At 60.3% G+C, this 18,121-nt stretch carries 14 protein-coding genes; 8 read left to right on the forward strand and 6 right to left on the reverse strand.

The annotated features are described in order from the left end of the window. The 5 genes from C7T36_RS11590 to C7T36_RS11610 are packed head-to-tail and all read left to right on the forward strand — an operon-like array spanning position 1 to position 4,588. Entirely contained in the window at positions 1–627 is a 627-nt protein-coding gene (locus tag C7T36_RS11590; RefSeq protein WP_045065499.1) for an SMI1/KNR4 family protein, read from the forward strand. Then, positions 624–1,724: a galactose-1-phosphate uridylyltransferase gene (galT, locus tag C7T36_RS11595; protein WP_045065501.1), complete on the forward strand. Its 1,101-nt coding sequence runs from the start codon at positions 624–626 to the stop codon at positions 1,722–1,724. The genes C7T36_RS11590 and galT overlap by 4 nt, the downstream gene beginning before the upstream one ends. Further along, positions 1,724–2,854 (forward strand): galactokinase, encoded by a 1,131-nt coding sequence (galK, locus tag C7T36_RS11600; protein ID WP_045065504.1) that lies wholly within the window; start codon positions 1,724–1,726, stop codon positions 2,852–2,854. The genes galT and galK overlap by 1 nt, the downstream gene beginning before the upstream one ends. Before the next feature lie 59 nt (positions 2,855–2,913). Continuing rightward, entirely contained in the window at positions 2,914–3,363 is a 450-nt protein-coding gene (locus C7T36_RS11605) for an Rrf2 family transcriptional regulator (protein WP_033233664.1), read from the forward strand. A 31-nt stretch (positions 3,364–3,394) separates the two neighbouring features. Continuing rightward, positions 3,395–4,588: a globin domain-containing protein gene (locus C7T36_RS11610; RefSeq protein WP_045066758.1), complete on the forward strand. Its 1,194-nt coding sequence runs from the start codon at positions 3,395–3,397 to the stop codon at positions 4,586–4,588. Positions 4,589–4,600: 12 nt separating this feature from the next. On the opposite strand, the gene C7T36_RS11615 is transcribed toward C7T36_RS11610, so the two are convergent. Next, positions 4,601–6,382: a CocE/NonD family hydrolase gene (locus C7T36_RS11615; protein WP_045065506.1), complete on the reverse strand. Its 1,782-nt coding sequence runs from the start codon at positions 6,380–6,382 to the stop codon at positions 4,601–4,603. Positions 6,383–6,508: 126 nt separating this feature from the next. Next, positions 6,509–6,889 carry a cupredoxin domain-containing protein gene (locus tag C7T36_RS11620; RefSeq protein WP_033233666.1) on the reverse strand — a complete coding sequence of 127 codons (381 nt, stop codon included), beginning with the start codon at positions 6,887–6,889 and terminating at the stop codon, positions 6,509–6,511. Between the two features lie 89 nt (positions 6,890–6,978). Here C7T36_RS11620 and C7T36_RS11625 point away from each other — a divergent pair, with 89 nt between their 5' ends. The 3 genes from C7T36_RS11625 to C7T36_RS11635 all read left to right on the forward strand — a co-directional run bounded on the left by C7T36_RS11625 (position 6,979) and on the right by C7T36_RS11635 (position 10,596). Next, on the forward strand, positions 6,979–8,124 hold the full coding sequence (locus tag C7T36_RS11625) for a cation:proton antiporter (RefSeq protein WP_045065508.1): 1,146 nt from the start codon (positions 6,979–6,981) through the stop codon (positions 8,122–8,124). A 245-nt stretch (positions 8,125–8,369) separates the two neighbouring features. Next, positions 8,370–9,407 (forward strand): GGDEF domain-containing protein, encoded by a 1,038-nt coding sequence (locus C7T36_RS11630; protein ID WP_239654641.1) that lies wholly within the window; start codon positions 8,370–8,372, stop codon positions 9,405–9,407. Positions 9,408–9,471: 64 nt separating this feature from the next. Next, positions 9,472–10,596 (forward strand): GGDEF domain-containing protein, encoded by a 1,125-nt coding sequence (locus C7T36_RS11635; RefSeq protein WP_045065510.1) that lies wholly within the window; start codon positions 9,472–9,474, stop codon positions 10,594–10,596. On the opposite strand, the gene C7T36_RS11640 is transcribed toward C7T36_RS11635, so the two are convergent. The 4 genes from C7T36_RS11640 to C7T36_RS11655 all read right to left on the reverse strand — a co-directional run bounded on the left by C7T36_RS11640 (position 10,583) and on the right by C7T36_RS11655 (position 18,116). Beyond that, entirely contained in the window at positions 10,583–12,910 is a 2,328-nt protein-coding gene (locus tag C7T36_RS11640) for a bifunctional diguanylate cyclase/phosphodiesterase (protein ID WP_045065512.1), read from the reverse strand. The genes C7T36_RS11635 and C7T36_RS11640 overlap by 14 nt on opposite strands. Positions 12,911–13,114: 204 nt before the next feature. Continuing rightward, entirely contained in the window at positions 13,115–14,749 is a 1,635-nt protein-coding gene (locus C7T36_RS11645) for an MFS transporter (protein WP_033233869.1), read from the reverse strand. 29 nt (positions 14,750–14,778) lie between these two features. Continuing rightward, positions 14,779–15,936, reverse strand: a complete 1,158-nt coding sequence (locus C7T36_RS11650; protein ID WP_033233670.1) for a VWA domain-containing protein — start codon at positions 15,934–15,936, stop codon at positions 14,779–14,781. Continuing rightward, complete coding sequence (locus C7T36_RS11655; RefSeq protein WP_181317482.1) at positions 15,933–18,116, reverse strand: DUF5682 family protein; 2,184 nt, start codon at positions 18,114–18,116, stop codon at positions 15,933–15,935. Before C7T36_RS11655 ends, C7T36_RS11650 begins: the two co-directional genes overlap by 4 nt. Positions 18,117–18,121 lie beyond the last annotated feature (5 nt).

Raw genomic sequence — 18,121 nt, forward strand, 5'->3', positions numbered from 1 at the left:
ATGAGCGTTGCAGACGAATGGGGTCGAATCACCACTTGGTGCCGCACACACGCACCGGTGACGGCTGCCGCGTTTCAACCAGGACTCAGCGACAACATCATCGACGAGTTCGAGGCGTCGACCGGTGTTTCCTGGCCCCAGGATCTGCGTGACCTCTATCGAGTCCAGAACGGCAGCCTGACTCACGACGACAGGACCGGACTCTTTCTCGGAAGCGTTCTTCCCGACAAGTTCTTGTACCCCATCGACGTCGCGACGGAGGTTCGTCTCACGCTGCTCGAAACGTGGGACGAGACGATCTACGAGAATCCCGACCTCTATCCCGCAGACGAAATGGATCGACGCGATCGGGACGATGCAGGTACTGCTGCAAACATGTTCATTCCGACGTTCATTCCCTTCGCCGGACTGGACGAGTACCACTTTTTCGTGGACACACGGGGCGGTGCCCTGCACCATTGCGTCACCGAATACGCCTCGGACGGGACCGACAACGGCGGACCGATCTGGGCGTCTGTCTCGGTCATGCTGGCGGCCCACGCCACCGCACTCGAGACGGGCGACACCATCGGAGTGTGGAAACCCGTTGTGAGCAAGGGTGTTCTGGAATGGGAAGTTGACGCATGACGCCAGCGCCCGGTCCGACGCGTCGTACGCTGGCCGACGGTCGACACATCTTCTACTTCGACGACGCGGGCGCCACCCACACGCGGACCGCCCGCGATCTACGCGAACTACCGTCCGCCACAATCGAGTCGCAGATGCGCTACGACGTACTGACCGGCCAGTGGATCACGATGGCGTCGCATCGTATGACGCGAACGCACCTGCCCACCACAGCCGAATGCCCGCTCTGCCCCACCACTCTAGCCGGCGCGCCCACCGAGATACCCGAGGCGAACTACGACGTCGCAGTGTTCGAGAACCGGTTTCCCAGTTTTGTGCCCGCGCAAGACGAATTATTGTCCGCCAACCGCTTCGGGCCCGATGATCGGCGCGCGGTCGGCCATTGCGAGGTGATGTGCTTCTCGAGCGATCACACCGCGTCGGTGGGCGAACTACCTGCCGAACGCCTGCGCACTATCGTCGGCGCGTGGATCTCGCGAACGGAGGAGTTGTCGGCGGATCCGTCGGTGGAGCAGGTGTTCTGCTTCGAGAACCGCGGAGAAGAGATCGGTGTGACTCTCAGTCATCCCCACGGACAGATCTACGCCTACCCCTACGTCACACCGCGAACCCAGGCAATGCTGGTTCAGGCGGACAAGCACTTTCAGAGCACCGGACGCTCACTCCTCGCGGACGTCCTGGCCTTCGAACGACAAGACGGCGCCCGGGTGGTGTACTCCGGGAAGCATTGGAGTGCCTACGTCCCGGCCGCCGCGCGCTGGCCCATCGAGATTCATCTGGCACCGCACCGCGATGTTCCCGACCTCCCGTCACTGAATACCGAAGAGCGCGAAGAGCTTGCGCAGGTCTATCAAGACCTACTCCAGCGTATCGACAGCTTCTACCCGGGAATCGACCGCGCGCCGTACATAGCGGCGTGGCATCAGGCCCCGATCCGCATCGACCGGCACCTCGGGCGGTTGCACCTGCAGTTGTTCTCGATCCTGCGTGCACCCGGCAAGCTCAAGTATCTCGCCGGGTCCGAATCGGCGATGGGCGCCTGGATCAGCGACACGGTGCCGGAGGCAGTTGCGACCCGCCTACGTGAGCTCGCCTGATGAGTTCCGTATCGAAAGATTCTGTACTCCATCAGTTCCACAACGCGTACGGATATCAGGCAACCGGCGTGTGGTCGGCGCCGGGCCGCGTCAATCTGATCGGCGAGCACACCGATTACAACAGCGGGTTATGTCTGCCCGTCGCTCTCGAGCAGCGGACGCTGGTAGCAGTTGCCCTGCGCGACGACCAGACAGTTCGCATACACAGCAGGCAGTCCGACGAGACATATGTGGGAGCCGTCGGCGAGATCGGAGCAGGCTGGGCGGCTTATCCCACAGCAGTCCTGTGGTCACTCGCCCGCGAAGGCATGACCGTTGCCGGCCTCGATCTGGTCATCGACTCGTCGGTTCCGGTAGGGGCAGGTCTGTCCAGTTCAGCGGCCCTGACCTGTTCAGTTGCACTGGCGGTCAATGATCTTCAGGGCGCAAGCCTTACCAGGGATCAGCTGGTGCAGGTGTGTATTCGAGCGGAGAACGACGGCGTCGGCGCACCGACCGGCGGCATGGATCAAACCATCGCGATGTTCGCCAAGCCGTCGACCGCCCTGTTACTCGACTGCCAGGACGGATCTATCGAACACATTCCCTTCGACCTCCGCGACGCCGGATTCGAACTCTTGGTCATCGACACGCGCGTGAAACACTCACTTGCGGACGGACAGTACGGGCTGCGCCGCACCCAATGCACAGATGCAGCAGCGGTTCTCGGCATCACCAGTCTACGAGAAGCCACCGCGGAGCAGGCTGAATCCCTGAGCGATCCGATACTCCGGGCGCGGGCACGGCATGTGGTTACAGAAATCAACCGAACGTTGTCGGCCGCAGAACTTCTGCGCATCAGAAGATTCGGCGACATCGGTTCACTGCTGAACAGCTCCCACGCTTCGCTGCGCGATGACTTCGAAGTCTCGTGCAATGAACTCGACGTCGCGGTCACCGCTGCCCGACTCGGCGGCGCTGTGGCTGCCCGGATGACCGGCGGCGGATTCGGCGGATCAGCCATCGCACTGATGCCGGCGGGGAAGTCCGCCGCTGTCACCGCATCCATCTGCGAGGCCTTTACAGCGCGAACCTGGCAACCGCCCCGTTTTCTTCACGTCGCCCCGGGCGGTTCGGCCACCCGCCTTTGAGCTCGAGATCCCCCTCACATAAATAGTCATCTCAGATGCGAATTATGTAGATTCAGGTCATGCAACTGACGCAGTTCACCGACCTGGGATTGCGCGTCGTCATGCGGCTTGCCGTACTCGACGCCGACGCCTCCCCCAGTACGCGGGTAATTGCCGAGCAGCTCAACGTGTCGTACGCCCACGCAACCAAAGTGGTCACACGACTCGGTGAACTGGGCATAGTCAACACCAAACGCGGGCGCGGCGGCGGGCTCTCCATCACCGAGCTGGGTCGGACCGCCACCATCGGCTGGCTCGCCAGACGCCTCGAAGGGCCTGGAGAGGTTGTGGACTGCGAAGGGGATAAACCGTGCCCTCTGCGCGGCGGATGCCTCCTGCGGAGTGCACTCCACGACGCGCAAGAGGCATTTTTTGCCTCACTCGACGGAGTCACGATCGAAGACGTGACGCGCCAACCGTCCAAAAATGTTCTGCTTCGCCTCACCACTCGGAGCGACGAAGCAGGCTGAACAACCGAATTTCGACCGAACGGAGCATCTCATGCTTTCCAGTGCGTCAACCGAGGTCATTCGCGCCACCCTCCCTGTGGTCGGCGCCGCCATCGGAGATATCACAACGCTGTTCTACCGCAAGATGTTCGAGGCCCAGCCCGAACTCGAACGTGATTTGTTCAACCGTGGTAATCAAAAGCAAGGCGAACAGCAGAAAGCCCTCGCCGGAGCGATCGCCGCCTTCGCGACACTCCAACTCGAACCCGACAGCGCCAAGGTCGATCTGATCCTTTCGCGTATCGCTCACAAGCACGCGTCGCTGGGAATCACCCCGGACCAGTACGCAATTGTGCACGAGCACCTGTTTGCCGCAATCGTCGAAATACTCGGTGACGCAGTCACTCCCGATGTCGCGAAGGCGTGGAACGAGGTCTACTGGCTGATGGCGGAAACGTTGATCACCATGGAACGTGGGCTCTATCAACTCGCCGGCGTCGAACCCGGAGACGTCTGGCGGACGGTGCGAATCACCGAACGCGTATTGCAGTCTGCCGATACCGTGTCACTGACACTCACGTCACTCGACGGCAGCATTCTCCCCACATTCGCTCCTGGACAGTATCTTTCAGTCGGGGTAGTCCTCCCCGACGGCGCTCGGCAAATCCGGCAATACAGCCTCTGTTCCGTGCCGAGTAGTGCCGACTGGCGCATCAGCGTGAAGAGGATTTCGGGCACGCCCGACGGCGAAGTATCGAACTTCCTCTACAACAACGCTTTCGAAGATTCCGAACTGTCGGTAACCACGCCGTTCGGCGATCTGATGATGCCGGAGGACGATTCGCCGCTCCTGCTCGCGTCTGCCGGAATCGGATGCACGCCGATGATCGGCATGCTCAATCATCTCGTAGATACCGGCGCTCAGCGCTCGGTGTCGGTAATTCACGCGGATCGCTCCATCGCTGATCACGCTCACCGAGCTGAACTCAGCGAACTGGTCGGCAAGATCCCGGCCGCAACACTGCACCGCTGGTACGAAGACCTCGGTTCGTTAGCACCCCTCGGCGCTGTTCACGAAGGACGTGCCGATCTGCGTGAGATCGAACTCGAGCCGAACACACAGGCATTCCTCTGCGGCCCGATACCGTTCATGCTGTCCATGCGCGAATCGTTGATAGCACGCGATGTTCCGGCGCAGAATATCCACTACGAGGTCTTCGGGCCGGACAGCTGGGCAAATATCTGAAGTGACGGCCGGCTAGCCCACCACCGGAAGCTGCAGCGGGCCTGAGGCGTCGGCAAAGATCGTCACCGGCATCCCGGCCAGACCGCCCCGGAAGCTGATGTCTCCCCCTGTGATCGCCAGTCGCACAGCATGACCGGGTTCGAAACGATGGACAATCGCGGGCATGGTCACCGGCACCGGTTGCGACGGATCGCTGATCCTGATCGGCGCGATCAAACCGTTGATCAACGTCGAGCTTCCGTCGGGCGCGACGTCGTACACCTTGGCGAACACCACCGGTTGGCCGGGCGCCGCAACCCGCAACGTGACAGTCGGCGAACCGACAACGTCCATTGTGTCGGTCATCGGAGCCGAGGTCCACAAGGCCTCGGTTCCGGGGATCTGCACATTCGGAATATTGCCTGCCGGAGCGATATTGAGCGGTTCGATGCCGGTCGGAAGCCCCGCCGGAGCGGTAATTATGGTGTTCGCTCCGGGTACCGGCGGTACACCGCCTGGCAGCAGTGCGCCATCCGCGGAGAGATGGAAGTCGCGGTTGCTGCCGACATTCACGGTATTCGACGTCGCATAGGCCGGCGCTGCATTTCCCTCGTAGTCGATCCAATTACGGAAGTAAGCAAATTCCGGCCCGGTTTCGGTGTTCTCGTCCCGAAGATAGTGGTCGAACCAGTCGAGGAATCGGCCTGTTTCGTACTGAGTTTCGGCGTCCGGAGCACTGAAGCTGAATTCGCCTGGCGCAGCAGCCAAGTGACTGTGCCCCCACGAATGCCAGATCATCTTCACATCCACACCATGGCTTTTCAGCGCTTCATAGGTGGCCGTCGCCTCGTTCAAATCGAACAGAGTGTCCTGCTGCCCCTGCGCGAGCAACACCGGGATCTTGATCTGATCAATGTAGGACGCGACCGACGACGCCCGCAGGTCCGCGACTATCTTCGGACCCACTTCACCTGTAACCACCGCCTGCGCAATGGCATTGCACATGTACGACACGTAGTTCGGGCAACCCTCGAGCCGCGCGGGATCGGCGACATACCCGTCGACACCAGGATTCGTGACTCCCAATCCGAACAGCAACGACGCGAACAGCACCTTGGACGCACCGGGTTCCACCGTCGAGACGCCGGTGACGATGCCGGTACTGTTGGGCGCCAACGAATACGACAGATCGTTCCACGTGATCATCGGGATGATCGTGTCGATGCGCGGATCGACACCGGCAGCGGCAAATTGAATACCGCCACCGTACGATCCGCCCGACATACCGACGCGAGGATCGTTGATCGACGGCGCTCCGTTGTGGTCCACCGAGTCTCGAACCACCACGTCTAGAGCCGGAAATGGTTGCGTCAGACCAGGATCAGTGAAAGCAATTCCTTCGCTGCCGCCAAGGAAGCTGACCAACTGTGACGCGGCGATGCCGTCGTATGCGGGAGCATCGAGGGTGATCTTGCAGGTGGTTCCGCCGAAGCCGAGGCCTGAATACGTAAGACCCACGTACCCGTTCTCGGCAAGAAATTGCACCATCGGTATCTGGTCTTTGTACGATCCGCCAAAACCATTGGTGGTCAGGATCGCCGGTGCCCGATTTCCGGCACTGACGCCGTCAGGGATGGTCAGCTCGCCGACAACCGTGCACTGCGTAGCCCGATCGGGGCCGACCTGAACCGAAAAGTACAGTAGCTGTGACGAATACGTACTGTCTGCGAGCGCGGGCGGCGCGAAGCCGAGGGCGCAAACCACTAACGTGACGATACTGATTACCAGTCTCCGGCGCACCCGCATACCGTACACCCGGAACTGTTTCCGGGCCGGTTATTTACGGCAAAACTCATCCCTCCCAACAGAGCGAAAGTACCTTTCGGCGCATTGAAGGCGACCAAGATACCTTTCGCTCGGAAGGGGGCTCATCACTTCCTCTCAATCCTCCACGGTCAAGGTCCCGTGCATGTCCGAGAAGTAGGTGCAGTGGAACGCGTAGGACCCTGGTTCCTCGGGCGCGGTCAGACGTGCGACTTCGTTCTCGTTGACAATGACGTCGAACAAACCTGGTGTATCAGACGTAACGGAATGCTCGTCATCAGTGTTGTTGCGGACCGTGACAGTTTGACCCGGCATCACGGGGGCCGGTGTGGAGTATTCGAAGCCGTTGATCACAATTTCCGCTGCCTGTGCGTTTGCAGCTGTCACTCCCATCTCGGCAGAGTGATTGCCGTGGGAATCGGTGCTGGTGTCACCACACCCGATCAAGGCAAATGTCGACAGGAACAGCGCCGCGATTGCGGCGACGATCCTTCTCATGGGTACCGCCTCCTGGTCGAATCCCCCCGTCATCCCCCAATGCGATGATTACCCCTGGGCACAGGCACCAAACGGCGAGGAGATCATTGGTGACATTCGACGTACTCGCATTGGTTGCTTTCGCCGGGCTACTCGGGCCGCTGCTGGCGGCACGCGAAGGCTGGCATATCCCGGTAGTCGTAGGCGAGTTGGCGGCGGGTGTCATCCTCGGGGTCACCGGATTCGGATTGCTCGATGCGACTGACCACACTTTCACGTTCATGGCCGATATCGGTTTTGCGTTGACGATGTTGGTGGCAGGCTCGCACGTCCCCGTTCGCGATCCTGCGGTTCGGTCGGCGATGGGTAATGGCGCGGTCCGTGCAGTGGTGGTCGGGGTTCTGGCGGCTGTCGCCGGGTACGCGGTGGCATCGGTTTTCGATACCGGTCACGCCGCTCTGTACGCCGTGCTCATCGCGTCTTCGTCTGCAGCACTTATTCTTCCGATCGTAGATTCACTCGAGCTCGGCGGAACGTCAGTTCTGCAGATGACGGCACAGATCGCCATCGCCGACACGGCATGCATCGTGGCGGTGCCGCTCGTAATCGATCCCGGGAACGCGGTGCGTGCGGGATTCGGTGCATTCGCCGTCATCGCCGCTGCGGTCGTGCTCTATTTCGGGCTCCGGTCATTCCACCGCTCCGGAGCGTGGCGGCGGCTCCACAAGTTCTCGGAAAAGCGAAAGTTCGCTCTCGAACTGCGGATCAATCTGGTGATCCTGTTCTCTCTGGCGGCGCTGGCAACCAGTACTCATGTATCCGTCATGCTCGCCGGCTTTGCTTTCGGTTTGGTCCTTGCGGCGATCGGTGAGCCCCGGCGCCTGGCGAAACAGCTCTTCGCCGTCACGGATGGCTTTTTTGCGCCGCTGTTCTTCGTGTGGCTCGGCGCTTCCATCAATCTTCGGGACCTCGTCAGCAATCCGTCGTCCATCTGGCTCGGTGTGTCTTTAGGCATGGCAACGCTCGTAGTGCATGCCGTGGTTCGGGTAATGGGTTTACCTCTTCCGCTCGGCATATTGTCTGCTGCGCAGCTCGGTGTTCCCGTTGCCGCGGTAACGGTTGGCTCGCAGCTCGGCGTGCTCGGCGACGGTGAGCCTGCAGCAATTCTGCTTGGCGCGATGATCACCGTCGGTGCAGCGACATTGGCCGGTGCAAGTGCGGCACGGTCGCGTCGATTACTGGCAGGGAAACGGTAAAACCTTCATCGCTGCGACCTATTTTCGGTTCTCACGAAAACATGCACAAAGTCAGTTCCCCGAAGTATTCATGCACTTGATCCCCGCGACTCTCCGAACAAATCAACCTGGTGATTGTTAGTTTTTCTTCGCTGGAATTCAATGCCAAAATAGGTGTCATGCGCACCCCTGTCCATCTTCCAACAGGGGGTAACTCATGGAATTTGCTCAATGAGTGGTACCACGAGGAGCACGACTACGAATGGATGAAACGCCAGCGCTCCAGCCGCGCGATTCAGCCTCTCTGTCGCGCCTTGCTCGGCATCATGTCGATGATCTTCGGTCTTACCGCGCTCGTTAAACTCGTCGGGCCCGACGCGCCGCCGACAACACTCGGGAAATACCTGGGGGCGATCGTGGTCGTCAGTTGTTTTGTCATCGCGGGACTTTGGTTCACTCGCCCCTTCCCCGGACGGCATGGACTTATCGCCTTTGCAATTTTTGCCGACATCGGTCTGGCTGGGGCGGTTCTCATGGTGACTGATCGCGATTCAGCGACTTTCGGGTGTATCGCCTTTGCCGTGAGCGGTACTTACGCGACATTGTTCGTCAGCGCTAAATGGCTTCTGGGACACGTAGCCTGGGCTACCGGCGTCAGCATCATCGTTTTTGTTCTTGCTTTCGGTGCGGGAACAGTCGACCACGGCACACTCCTTGCCCGCGCATTGGTCCTATTTGCCGCAGTAACCCTTCTCCCGATCTTCTCGCATCTGACGTGGCGCATGATGTATCGAGATGCCCGCGAATCGGACCACGACCCCCTGACCGGTCTATTCAACCGTCGTGGACTCGACGCGGCGGTTACGGTTCTGTTCGATCAGGCCCGCGATGATGCGTGGTGTCTTGCATTCATCGTGGTCGACATCGACAAGTTCAAGTTGGTCAACGATGTACACGGGCACCCCGCAGGCGATCGGGTAATCCAGAGAACAGCCAACCGACTCAGCGCTCACCTCGGTCAACGGGCCGTAGTCGGTCGAGTCGGCGGTGAAGAGTACCTCGCAGTCATAGCGGGGCCACCCGAGATGATCATTACGTTGACCGAAGGCATTGTTCCGGCACTCTCCGATTACCCGGACCCGATACGCACAACGGTGAGCGTCGGAGTGGCGATCATGCCAACCGAGTCGAAAGCATGGACGGGTGGATCGTCAGCAATCTCGGTTGCGTCGAACGTCGCCGATTCGATGATGTACCAGGCGAAGGCTGCCGGAGGAAACGGCGTCCGAACCACCAGTATCTGAGCTGAAACTGCACTGAGGGACTGATTGCCATGCCTTCCCGAACTTGAATGCGAGAATGAACCACATGTCCAGTTCGGAAAGCGTGCGTTCGAGGAACACCTCGTGGCGCACGCTCAAGGAATGGTTCGACGAACCACACGATTACGAGTGGATAAGTAACCAACGATCACGTCGCGCTATCGCGCCGATCTTCCGTGGCCTGCTTGGCGTAATGACTGCCATCCTCGGATCGGGCGCATTCTTCAAATTGATCGGACCCGATGCACCGACAGCCAGTGCCGGCAAATTCCTGTCGGTCTGCATGGTCATCGGATCGCTTATCGTCATGACCTGTTGGTTCACGCTGCCATTTCCCGGTAGACGCGGACTGCTCGCATTCGGCATATTCGCCGACCTCGGAATCGCGTCGGCAATTCTTCTTGTCCCCGACCGCGACTCGGCATTGTTCGGGTGCATCATCTTTGCGATAAGCGGTACCTTCGCAACGCTGTTCGTCAGTGCAAGATGGCTTATGACGCACGTAATCTTTGCAACGTCGATCACCACCCTCATCCTCGTGCTCGCCTATCAACAAGGAACCGTCGACCCCACGACCATCGCGGCCCGAGCCACCGTTCTACTTGGAGCCGTGACCATCGTGCCGATTTTCTCGCATTTGACGTGGCGAACCCTCTACCGCGATGCCCGCGATTCCGATCGTGATCCTTTGACCGGACTGTTCAACCGCCGCGGCCTCGACGCTGCGGTCATCGATCTGTTCGATTCGGCCCGGGTACAGGAAAAATGCCTGGCATTCATAGTCGTCGACATCGACAAATTCAAAATGGTCAACGATCTTCACGGGCATTCCGAGGGCGACCAAGTAATTATTCGCACTGCCAACCGCTTGAAGACGCATATAGGAGATCAGGGCGTCGTAGGGCGGGTGGGCGGCGAAGAGTACCTGGCTGTCATTTCAGGATGTCACGAAGAAATTGGCACGTTGATCGACGGCATCACTTCTGCAATTTCGGATCATTCCGATCTCGTCCCGACCACCGTGAGCGTCGGGGCAGTGATAATGCCGGCGGGGTCGAAGGCCTGGACCGGTGGATCGTCCGCAATATCTGTGGCATCGAATGTCGCGGACTCGATGATGTATCAAGCGAAAGCCGCCGGAGGAAACAGTTTGCGGGCTACGGAAATCTGACGAATGGATGAATATGGCTGCCTGATTCAGTCTTCGTTGCGGCAAAATATTCTTCCAAATTCGCCGCATCCAGGGGCTTGCTGATGTAAAAGCCCTGAACAAGTTGGCACCGCGCGGCTTGAACACGTCGCAATTGCACTGCCGTTTCGACGCCTTCAGCCAACGACTTCATCCCTAGTGTTCCGGCAAGTTCGACCACCGATTGCACCACCGCCATCGGCTGGTCGGCACAGTCGACGATAAACACGCGGTCGATCTTGAGGACGTCGATGGGCAGCCTCTGCAAAGTCGCGAAAGACGAGTATCCGGTACCGAAATCATCCAGAGCTACGGTGACCCCCAGCTCGCGCAATCGGTGCAGATCTGCGACAGCCCGATCGTCGACGACCCCGGTTTCGGTAATTTCGACCTGCAACAAATGCGGTTCGAGTCCGGTGGTTCTCAATACATCGACAACGGTGGCAAGAAAGCCCGTGGACACCAGCTGAACGGATGAGACGTTGACGGTGACCGCGATGCCGTCTGGCCAATTCGCGGCAGCCGTACAGGCAAGCTCCAAGGCCCGCGCCCCGAGGGGAATGATCATCCCGGTTTCTTCAGCCACTCCGATGAACTGGCGTGGTCCGAGCTGACCTCGCACAGGATGGTTCCACCGAATCAATGCCTCGAACGCCACCACCTGACCGGTCACCGCGTCTACCTGGGGCTGATAGTGAAGTTCGAATTGGTCGGCCGCGATTCCACGGGCGAGCTCCTGTTGAGCGGTGGCGCGCTCCGATGCCCGCGCCCGCAGCGCCGGGGAGAATCGGCCCACCCGGTTACGTCCTGTCGACTTGGCCTCGTACAGGGCAAGATCAGCGAGCATGACCAATTCGTCGACGTCGGCGGAGTCATTCGGGTTGGTCGCGAAGCCGATGGTCGCGCGTACCTCGATCCGGTTGCCGTCGACGAAGAACGGATCGTGCAGGACGTCGAGATATCGTTCGAATGCGCCTCGCTCGCTCTGGCCTGCGGGCATCCGGGCGATGAATCCGAACTCGTCACCACCCATGCGCGCGCACACATCCGAATCCGCTACGGCGCACAGTCGCTCGGTGACCGCGAGCAGCAACCCGTCTCCCACCGGATGTCCCAGCGTGTCGTTGACGGATTTGAAGTTGTCGAGGTCGAGGATCGCGACGTGCACCTGGCCTTCGTCACGGTCCGCGATTGCCTGCTCCAGCGCTTGTCCGAATGCTCGCCGGTTGGGCAGTCCCGTCAGGGCGTCGGTCTCCGCCTGCCGCAAAATATCCTGCTCGCGGACGTACCACTCGGTGATGTCGGAACCGACGCCGCGCCATCCGAGCATTTCACCGTCCTCGCGGATTCGTGGCTTTGCGGAGAGCGACCACCAACGGCAAACGCCGTCGACGCGGACTGACACCACCAGATCGCCGAAGGGCACCTGGCGTTCGAACTTGTCGACCAACAGATCAACTGCCTTCCGGCCCTCCGCGCTGGAGGTGATGGCAAGTTGGTCGAGCATCTGATCGAAAGTCCTGTCCTGTAGCTCGCCAACCGCTAACCCCGTTACCTCGGCGAACCGGGGCGACGTGTGGGTGAAGCGTCCCGCAGCGTCGACTTCCCACAGCCAGTCGCGTGATCCACCTTCGAATCCGTCGAGCAACAAGGCCACTGTCTGACGTTCCGATTCGGCTTGCATCTCGGCGAGCCACCTCCGCTTGAACGACGCGGACAGATACAGCGCACCGATTGTGAGTGCAAACGTGTAGATCACCAGTTGAAGCATCAAGACCGAGAGATACGGCTTCGTGTGGGACAGGAAGATGATGAACAACCCAACACCGTGGATATATATCCAGGTCAGACTGGCTGAACGAAGCGTATAGAAATTGATGGTTCCGGCGCCCATGAGACCGGCCATTGTCGCGATCAGGATCACGTCATCGGTTGCCGTCTCGGAAAACAGCAGCGCGAACAGAACGACGTCGAGGACTCCGAGAACTACAACCTCGAACATCAGACCGATGTAGTCCCGGCGAACAGATCGTTGCGCTCGTTTCTGGCGCAACGAGACCCACGTGTAAGTCGAGTTCAGGAAGACAAGAAGAATCGCCACCGCGCCGACCCAGCGAATCAGGTGCTGCTCCGGAGGAATGACAAACACGAGCACCGAACTGATGCCGGCCATGATGGCAAAGTTCGCCAACGGTGCGACGGTGACGGCCTCGTCTACCTGGCGGCGGAAGAAGTCGCTGCGCTCGGATTCCGGCAATGCGGCCCGGCGACTTGTTTGTCGGACAGAACTCAACATTCAGGTGGCCTGAGACCGTGGCGGATCGCAGCCGGACGCTGGTGTCCGGGCATCGGTTCCTCCTTTGTCGCCATACCGATCGGATTGCCGGTTGAATGGAGCTTTCCAGACTTTTTGGCTGTTTCTTCGCTCGACGTTAGCCGACTGCGAGTTTCCAGTTCCCGAAGATCGCCATTTCTCGACGTGAACGACGCAAAGCAGTTGTCAGTCGGAGGCAGGAATTCCGTTCGTTCGATCGTCGGACCCGACCGGTATCCGCGGAATCCGGCCGGTCGCGAACAGCGCCGCGACGGCAAGGAACGCTGCGACGGCAAAAGCAACACGCAGAGCTTCGAGTCTGGCCTCGGAATTGACGTCGACGATCGCCGCAGAAGTCTGCTCGTTCACGCCGGCCTGCGCCAAGGAGTCTTGAAGTTGGGTGGTCGAGAGGAATGGAACACCGGACACCATATTCGTCGTGGCTTGTTGCTGTACCGCTGCTGGAACAGCCGGATTGTCCTCGATCCCGGCAATTGCCGACGTTGTCAATGTTGCGATCAGCACCGAACCGATCAACGCCGTTCCCAGTGACGCACCGAGGTTGGTTGCAGTGTTCTGTAATCCACCTACTTCTGCGCTCTTGTCGTCCGGCAGCGCCGACACCGTGACGGCTCCGAGTTGTGACGACAGCGCCCCCAAACCGAACCCCAGGAACAACATCGGAACCATCACGATCGCGGCATTTGCGCCCGGATCCATCCCGGCAACCAACAACAGGATGCCGACAATCATCGACAACAACCCGATGCGGACGACGCGACGGGGATTCGCCGTCGGCCGGAGCTTCGGAATTCCGATCGCGGCCAGTACCAGGGCTGCCGACAACGGCAGGATTCGCACCCCGGTCTCGAGTGCGCTCAGTTCGAGAACCACGGACAGGAAAAGCGGCACCGCAAAAAACACGCCCGCTTGAACGAGGAATTGGGCAAAGAACATCGAAAGCCCACCTGTCAGTTGCCGATTCCTCAGCATGTCCGGATCGACAAGTGGTTCCTTGCCTACACTGACCAACCACGCTTCCCAGCGGAGGAAGCCGTAGACAACCAACATCCCACCGAGCAACAGCCACACGACCGGCGACATCCCCAGCATCTCCGGCCCTTGGGGTTTGGCCTGCAACCAACCCCATTCACTCGAACGCAGAACACCGAAAACGATCATGCCGAGGCCTGCCACTGACAATAGGGAACCCACACCGTCGAGATGACCCTTGGTGGGGGCAACATCGGCAACCTTTCGCAACACCAACAAGATCGCAACTACAAGGACGACCTCGCCGAGGAAGACATACCGCCACGACGCGAAAGTCGTGACAGCGCCACCGATCAGTGGTCCGACGGCAACTGCCATCGCTCCGGCGGCCGCTACCAATCCGTATGCGGCCGGTCGCTTTTCCGCCGAAAAGTTTGATGCCACCAGCGCCACGATCGCCGGCATGATCAATGCCGCACCGATCCCCTCGAGGAGCGACCATCCGATCAGCAACACGGCAAGATTGGGCGCGATCGCCGTCGTGAACGACCCGACCCCGTAGATGACCAGCCCCAACCCGAAGGCCCGCCGCCGGCCGATCATCGAACCGACTTTGCTGCCCGTGATCATCAGGGTCGCCATCACCAGGGTGTACAGCGTGATAGCGGTTTGGATACCGGTAATTGTGGTCCCGACATCCGCGGCCACGGTCGCCATCGAGACGTTCATGACCGAACTGTCGAGAGTCATCAAGAATTGGCCACATGCCAACACTGCGAGGACCAAACCAGAACCTGCTTGTGTTGCCGATGTCTGCGCACGGGTCATCGCGAGGGAATACCCGAACATGTGTTCTTTCAAGCAGGGCGATTTTTGTCTGCCCACGCACCGACGTCGCCGCGCTCCAACGCCACCGCGAGTAACTCCGGGAACTTGTCCGGCGTACACGCAAAAGCAGGAATGCCCAGCCCGCCCAAAGCTGCGGCGTTGTCGTGATCGAACGAGGGTGCACCGTCGTCGGAGAGCGCCAGCAAGACCACCACCTGAACGCCGGCCGCTTTCATCGCGGCCATGCGCCGAAGCATCTCGTTGCGAATTCCGCCCTCGTACAGATCGGAGATGAGCACGAACATCGACTCGGACGGCCGTGAGATCAACGACTGGCTATAGGCGATCGCTCGGTTGATGTCGGTGCCGCCACCCAACTGAGTTCCGAACAGCACGTCCACCGGATCCACTAATTTCTCCGTCAGATCAACCACCGCGGTGTCGAAGACCACCAGCGACGTCTTCAGCGCGCGCATCGACGCCAGGACTGCGCCGAATACCGAGGCATAGACAACACTGGACGCCATCGAACCCGATTGATCGATGGCCAGTACCACGTCACGTTGTACGGCCGTGGATTTCCGTCCGTAGCCGATCAGTCGTTCCGGCACCACAGTGCGATACTCGGGCAGGTAATTCTTCAAGTTCGCCGCGATGGTGCGGTTCCAATCGATGTCTCGCAGCTTCGGATTGGACGTCCGGGCAGCACGATTGAGCGCCCCGGTCACCGCTGCTCTGGTCTTCTGAGCAATGCGCTCCTCCACTTCGCGCACCACCTTGCCCACCACCATCCGGGCGGTGGCCTTGCTGGCTTCCGGCATCACCTGGTTGAGGCTGAGCAGGGTGCCCACCAAGTGCACATCAGGTTCGACGGCATCGAGCAGTTCCGGTTCCAGCAGCAGGTGCGTCAGTCCGAGTCGTTCTATCGCGTCCTTCTGCATCACCTGAACCACGGTGCTGGGAAAGTAGGTACGGATATCGCCGAGCCACCGTGCAACTTTTGGCGCCGACGCACCCAACCCCGCTGAGCGCCGAGTTCCCTTCGTTGGCTTCGAACTGTCGTAGAGAGCGGCCAGAGCGGCATCCATCTGCGAGTCTCCCGGCAAGCCGAGTCCGCCCGTCGACTCCTCTGCGGATTCACCCAGCATCAAGCGCCATCGCCGCAGCCGCTGCTCGTCTTCGCTCATGCGTTGACCCCCAAGATATCCGAAACGACAGCCATCGCTGCCCGGCCACGTCGTGCATCGGTCTCGACTGAGGTCTCGGTGACACGGCCACCGCGCACGGCCTGTCCGATCGCGCGCCGCTCCCCCGCCTCGAATGCACCGAACGTCCGGCGCAGCAACGGGAGGGTGTCGATGAAATCCTGCTCACGCAGCTGCCCAACCCAACTGTCGATCAAGTCCAGTAGCGCTCGATCGTGCACCAGGACCAGCCCACCGCCGCCGAGGAAACCGTCGACCCACCCTGCCTTGTCCACTGGCGCGCTACCGATGGACAGCGCCCGTGACAACCGCTGCGCCGCATCGAATTCCGAAATCGATCCGGCATCACGGAGCAATCGGACCATCCGACCCGTCAGAATCCCGTTGACGTCGTCACGGTCGATGAGACCTGAGACCACCTTCAGCCATCGCACGATGGACTCCGGATGGTCGCGCATCAACACGGCCGCGTGCACCTTGTCGAGATGATCACGGAACTCTTCGGCGCTCGCGTCGTCAAGTCCGGTAACCGCCACCGGCAGGCCGGTGCAGATTCGAACCAACAGTCCGTCGGCAACTTCCGTCAGAGCAGATACGTCGGTACCGCGCACGTCACCGTAGCGCAGGGTGCGTGTGAGTATCGGCAGCGCTGCCATCAGATGTGTTACGTCATGATCAAGAGCTGCAACAGTTTTGACACTCGTCAGCACCCGGGTCAGCGCGTCCGGAAGATCAGCGAGGAGGCACTGTTCCAAGAGTTCGATCAGCGCAGCGAGCGCAATATCGGGTGCCTGAACTCGTGCCTCGATTTTGGCCGCAGCTCCGACCGATACCGTTGTTCCCCACAGCGATGCCTCGATCACCGACACCGCAAATTCCGGCTTCCATTGCAATGCCCACGTTTCCCGGAAGGTACCCGTAGAACGCACTTCGTCCTCCGCCGGCACACCCCAGTCGATATCGAGGAGAGCCAACCTGTGCAGGAATCGTGAACGCTCGACGTCGATGTCGCGGCGCAAGTCCAGATCAAGGTTCTTCGCGCCCGCCTGTTGCTTGAGACGCAGCGTTTTTGCCCTGGCCCGCAAGTCTGCTTCCAGCGGAACCGTCGGAGTTTCTTCAGGCACTTCACCCAAAGACTCACCGACCACCAGTTTTCGGGTGATCAGATCGAGCAACACGTCGTTACCGTCGCACATCACCGACCTTGTCGCCTCTGTCACTTCCGACAAGCCGGCCAGAGGCCGAGAGCGTATGACTGCCAATGCTTCTGCCAGTCTCACCGCTTCGATGACGTGTGCACTCGAGATCGGCAGATCTTCGGCGCGAAGCACCCGGGCAACCTTGGTCAGCCAGCGGGCAACAGTCTTGTCCTGCGCTGTGAACAGGTGGTGATACCAACCCGGCGAGGTGATCCCCGCGCCGTACCCCGATACGGATGCCAGTCGCGAATGCGTCCAGGGAACCCACGTCAACGACGTCTTGATCTTGGTCATTCCCTTGAGGATTCGAGCATCCACCGAAGCGGGACCGAGCGGGCCCACCAACGCGGGCGCATGCCACGCACCGCACACGACGGCCACTCGCTGCGCGCCGTCCTTGAGTGTTTTTCGCAGCACCTGACGCATGTACGCCTCACGGTGCGCCGTCTCCTCGTCAATCGGAACGGTCTCCCGAAGTGCCGCCATCGCATCGGTGATCGCATCGAAGACATCCGAGCTACCTGTACCCGAGTTGGATTCGATGACGGAATCCCACCAACGCTCGGTATCGTCGTAACCTGCAGCCGCGGCCAACTCGGCCAGCGGGTCTCCTTCACGCGTGCTCAGTTCACGCTGATCCGCCAACATATTGTGCGCCGGTAGGTCGCAGAAACGGGCCTGCACACCGTTTTTCGCGGCCCAGTCAAGTGCCTGCCACTCTGGTGAGAACACCGCAAACGGCCAAAATGCGGCCTTCGACGGTTCGCCCGTCGCATACGCCAACAGGGCAACCGGTGGCGACATGGTTTCCGATGCCGCCAGCATTACCAGTGGATCTGCATCCGATGGACCTTCGATCAGGACAACTTCCGGAGCAAACTCCTCCAACCCGCGCCGAACGGCACGCGCCGAACCCGGCCCGTGATGACGGATCCCGAAAACTCGGACCCTGCTGTCCTGCATGGCAA

The organism is Rhodococcus sp. AD45-ID (assembly GCF_003023755.1).
In the GTDB taxonomy this organism is placed as follows: domain Bacteria; phylum Actinomycetota; class Actinomycetes; order Mycobacteriales; family Mycobacteriaceae; genus Rhodococcus_F; species Rhodococcus_F globerula.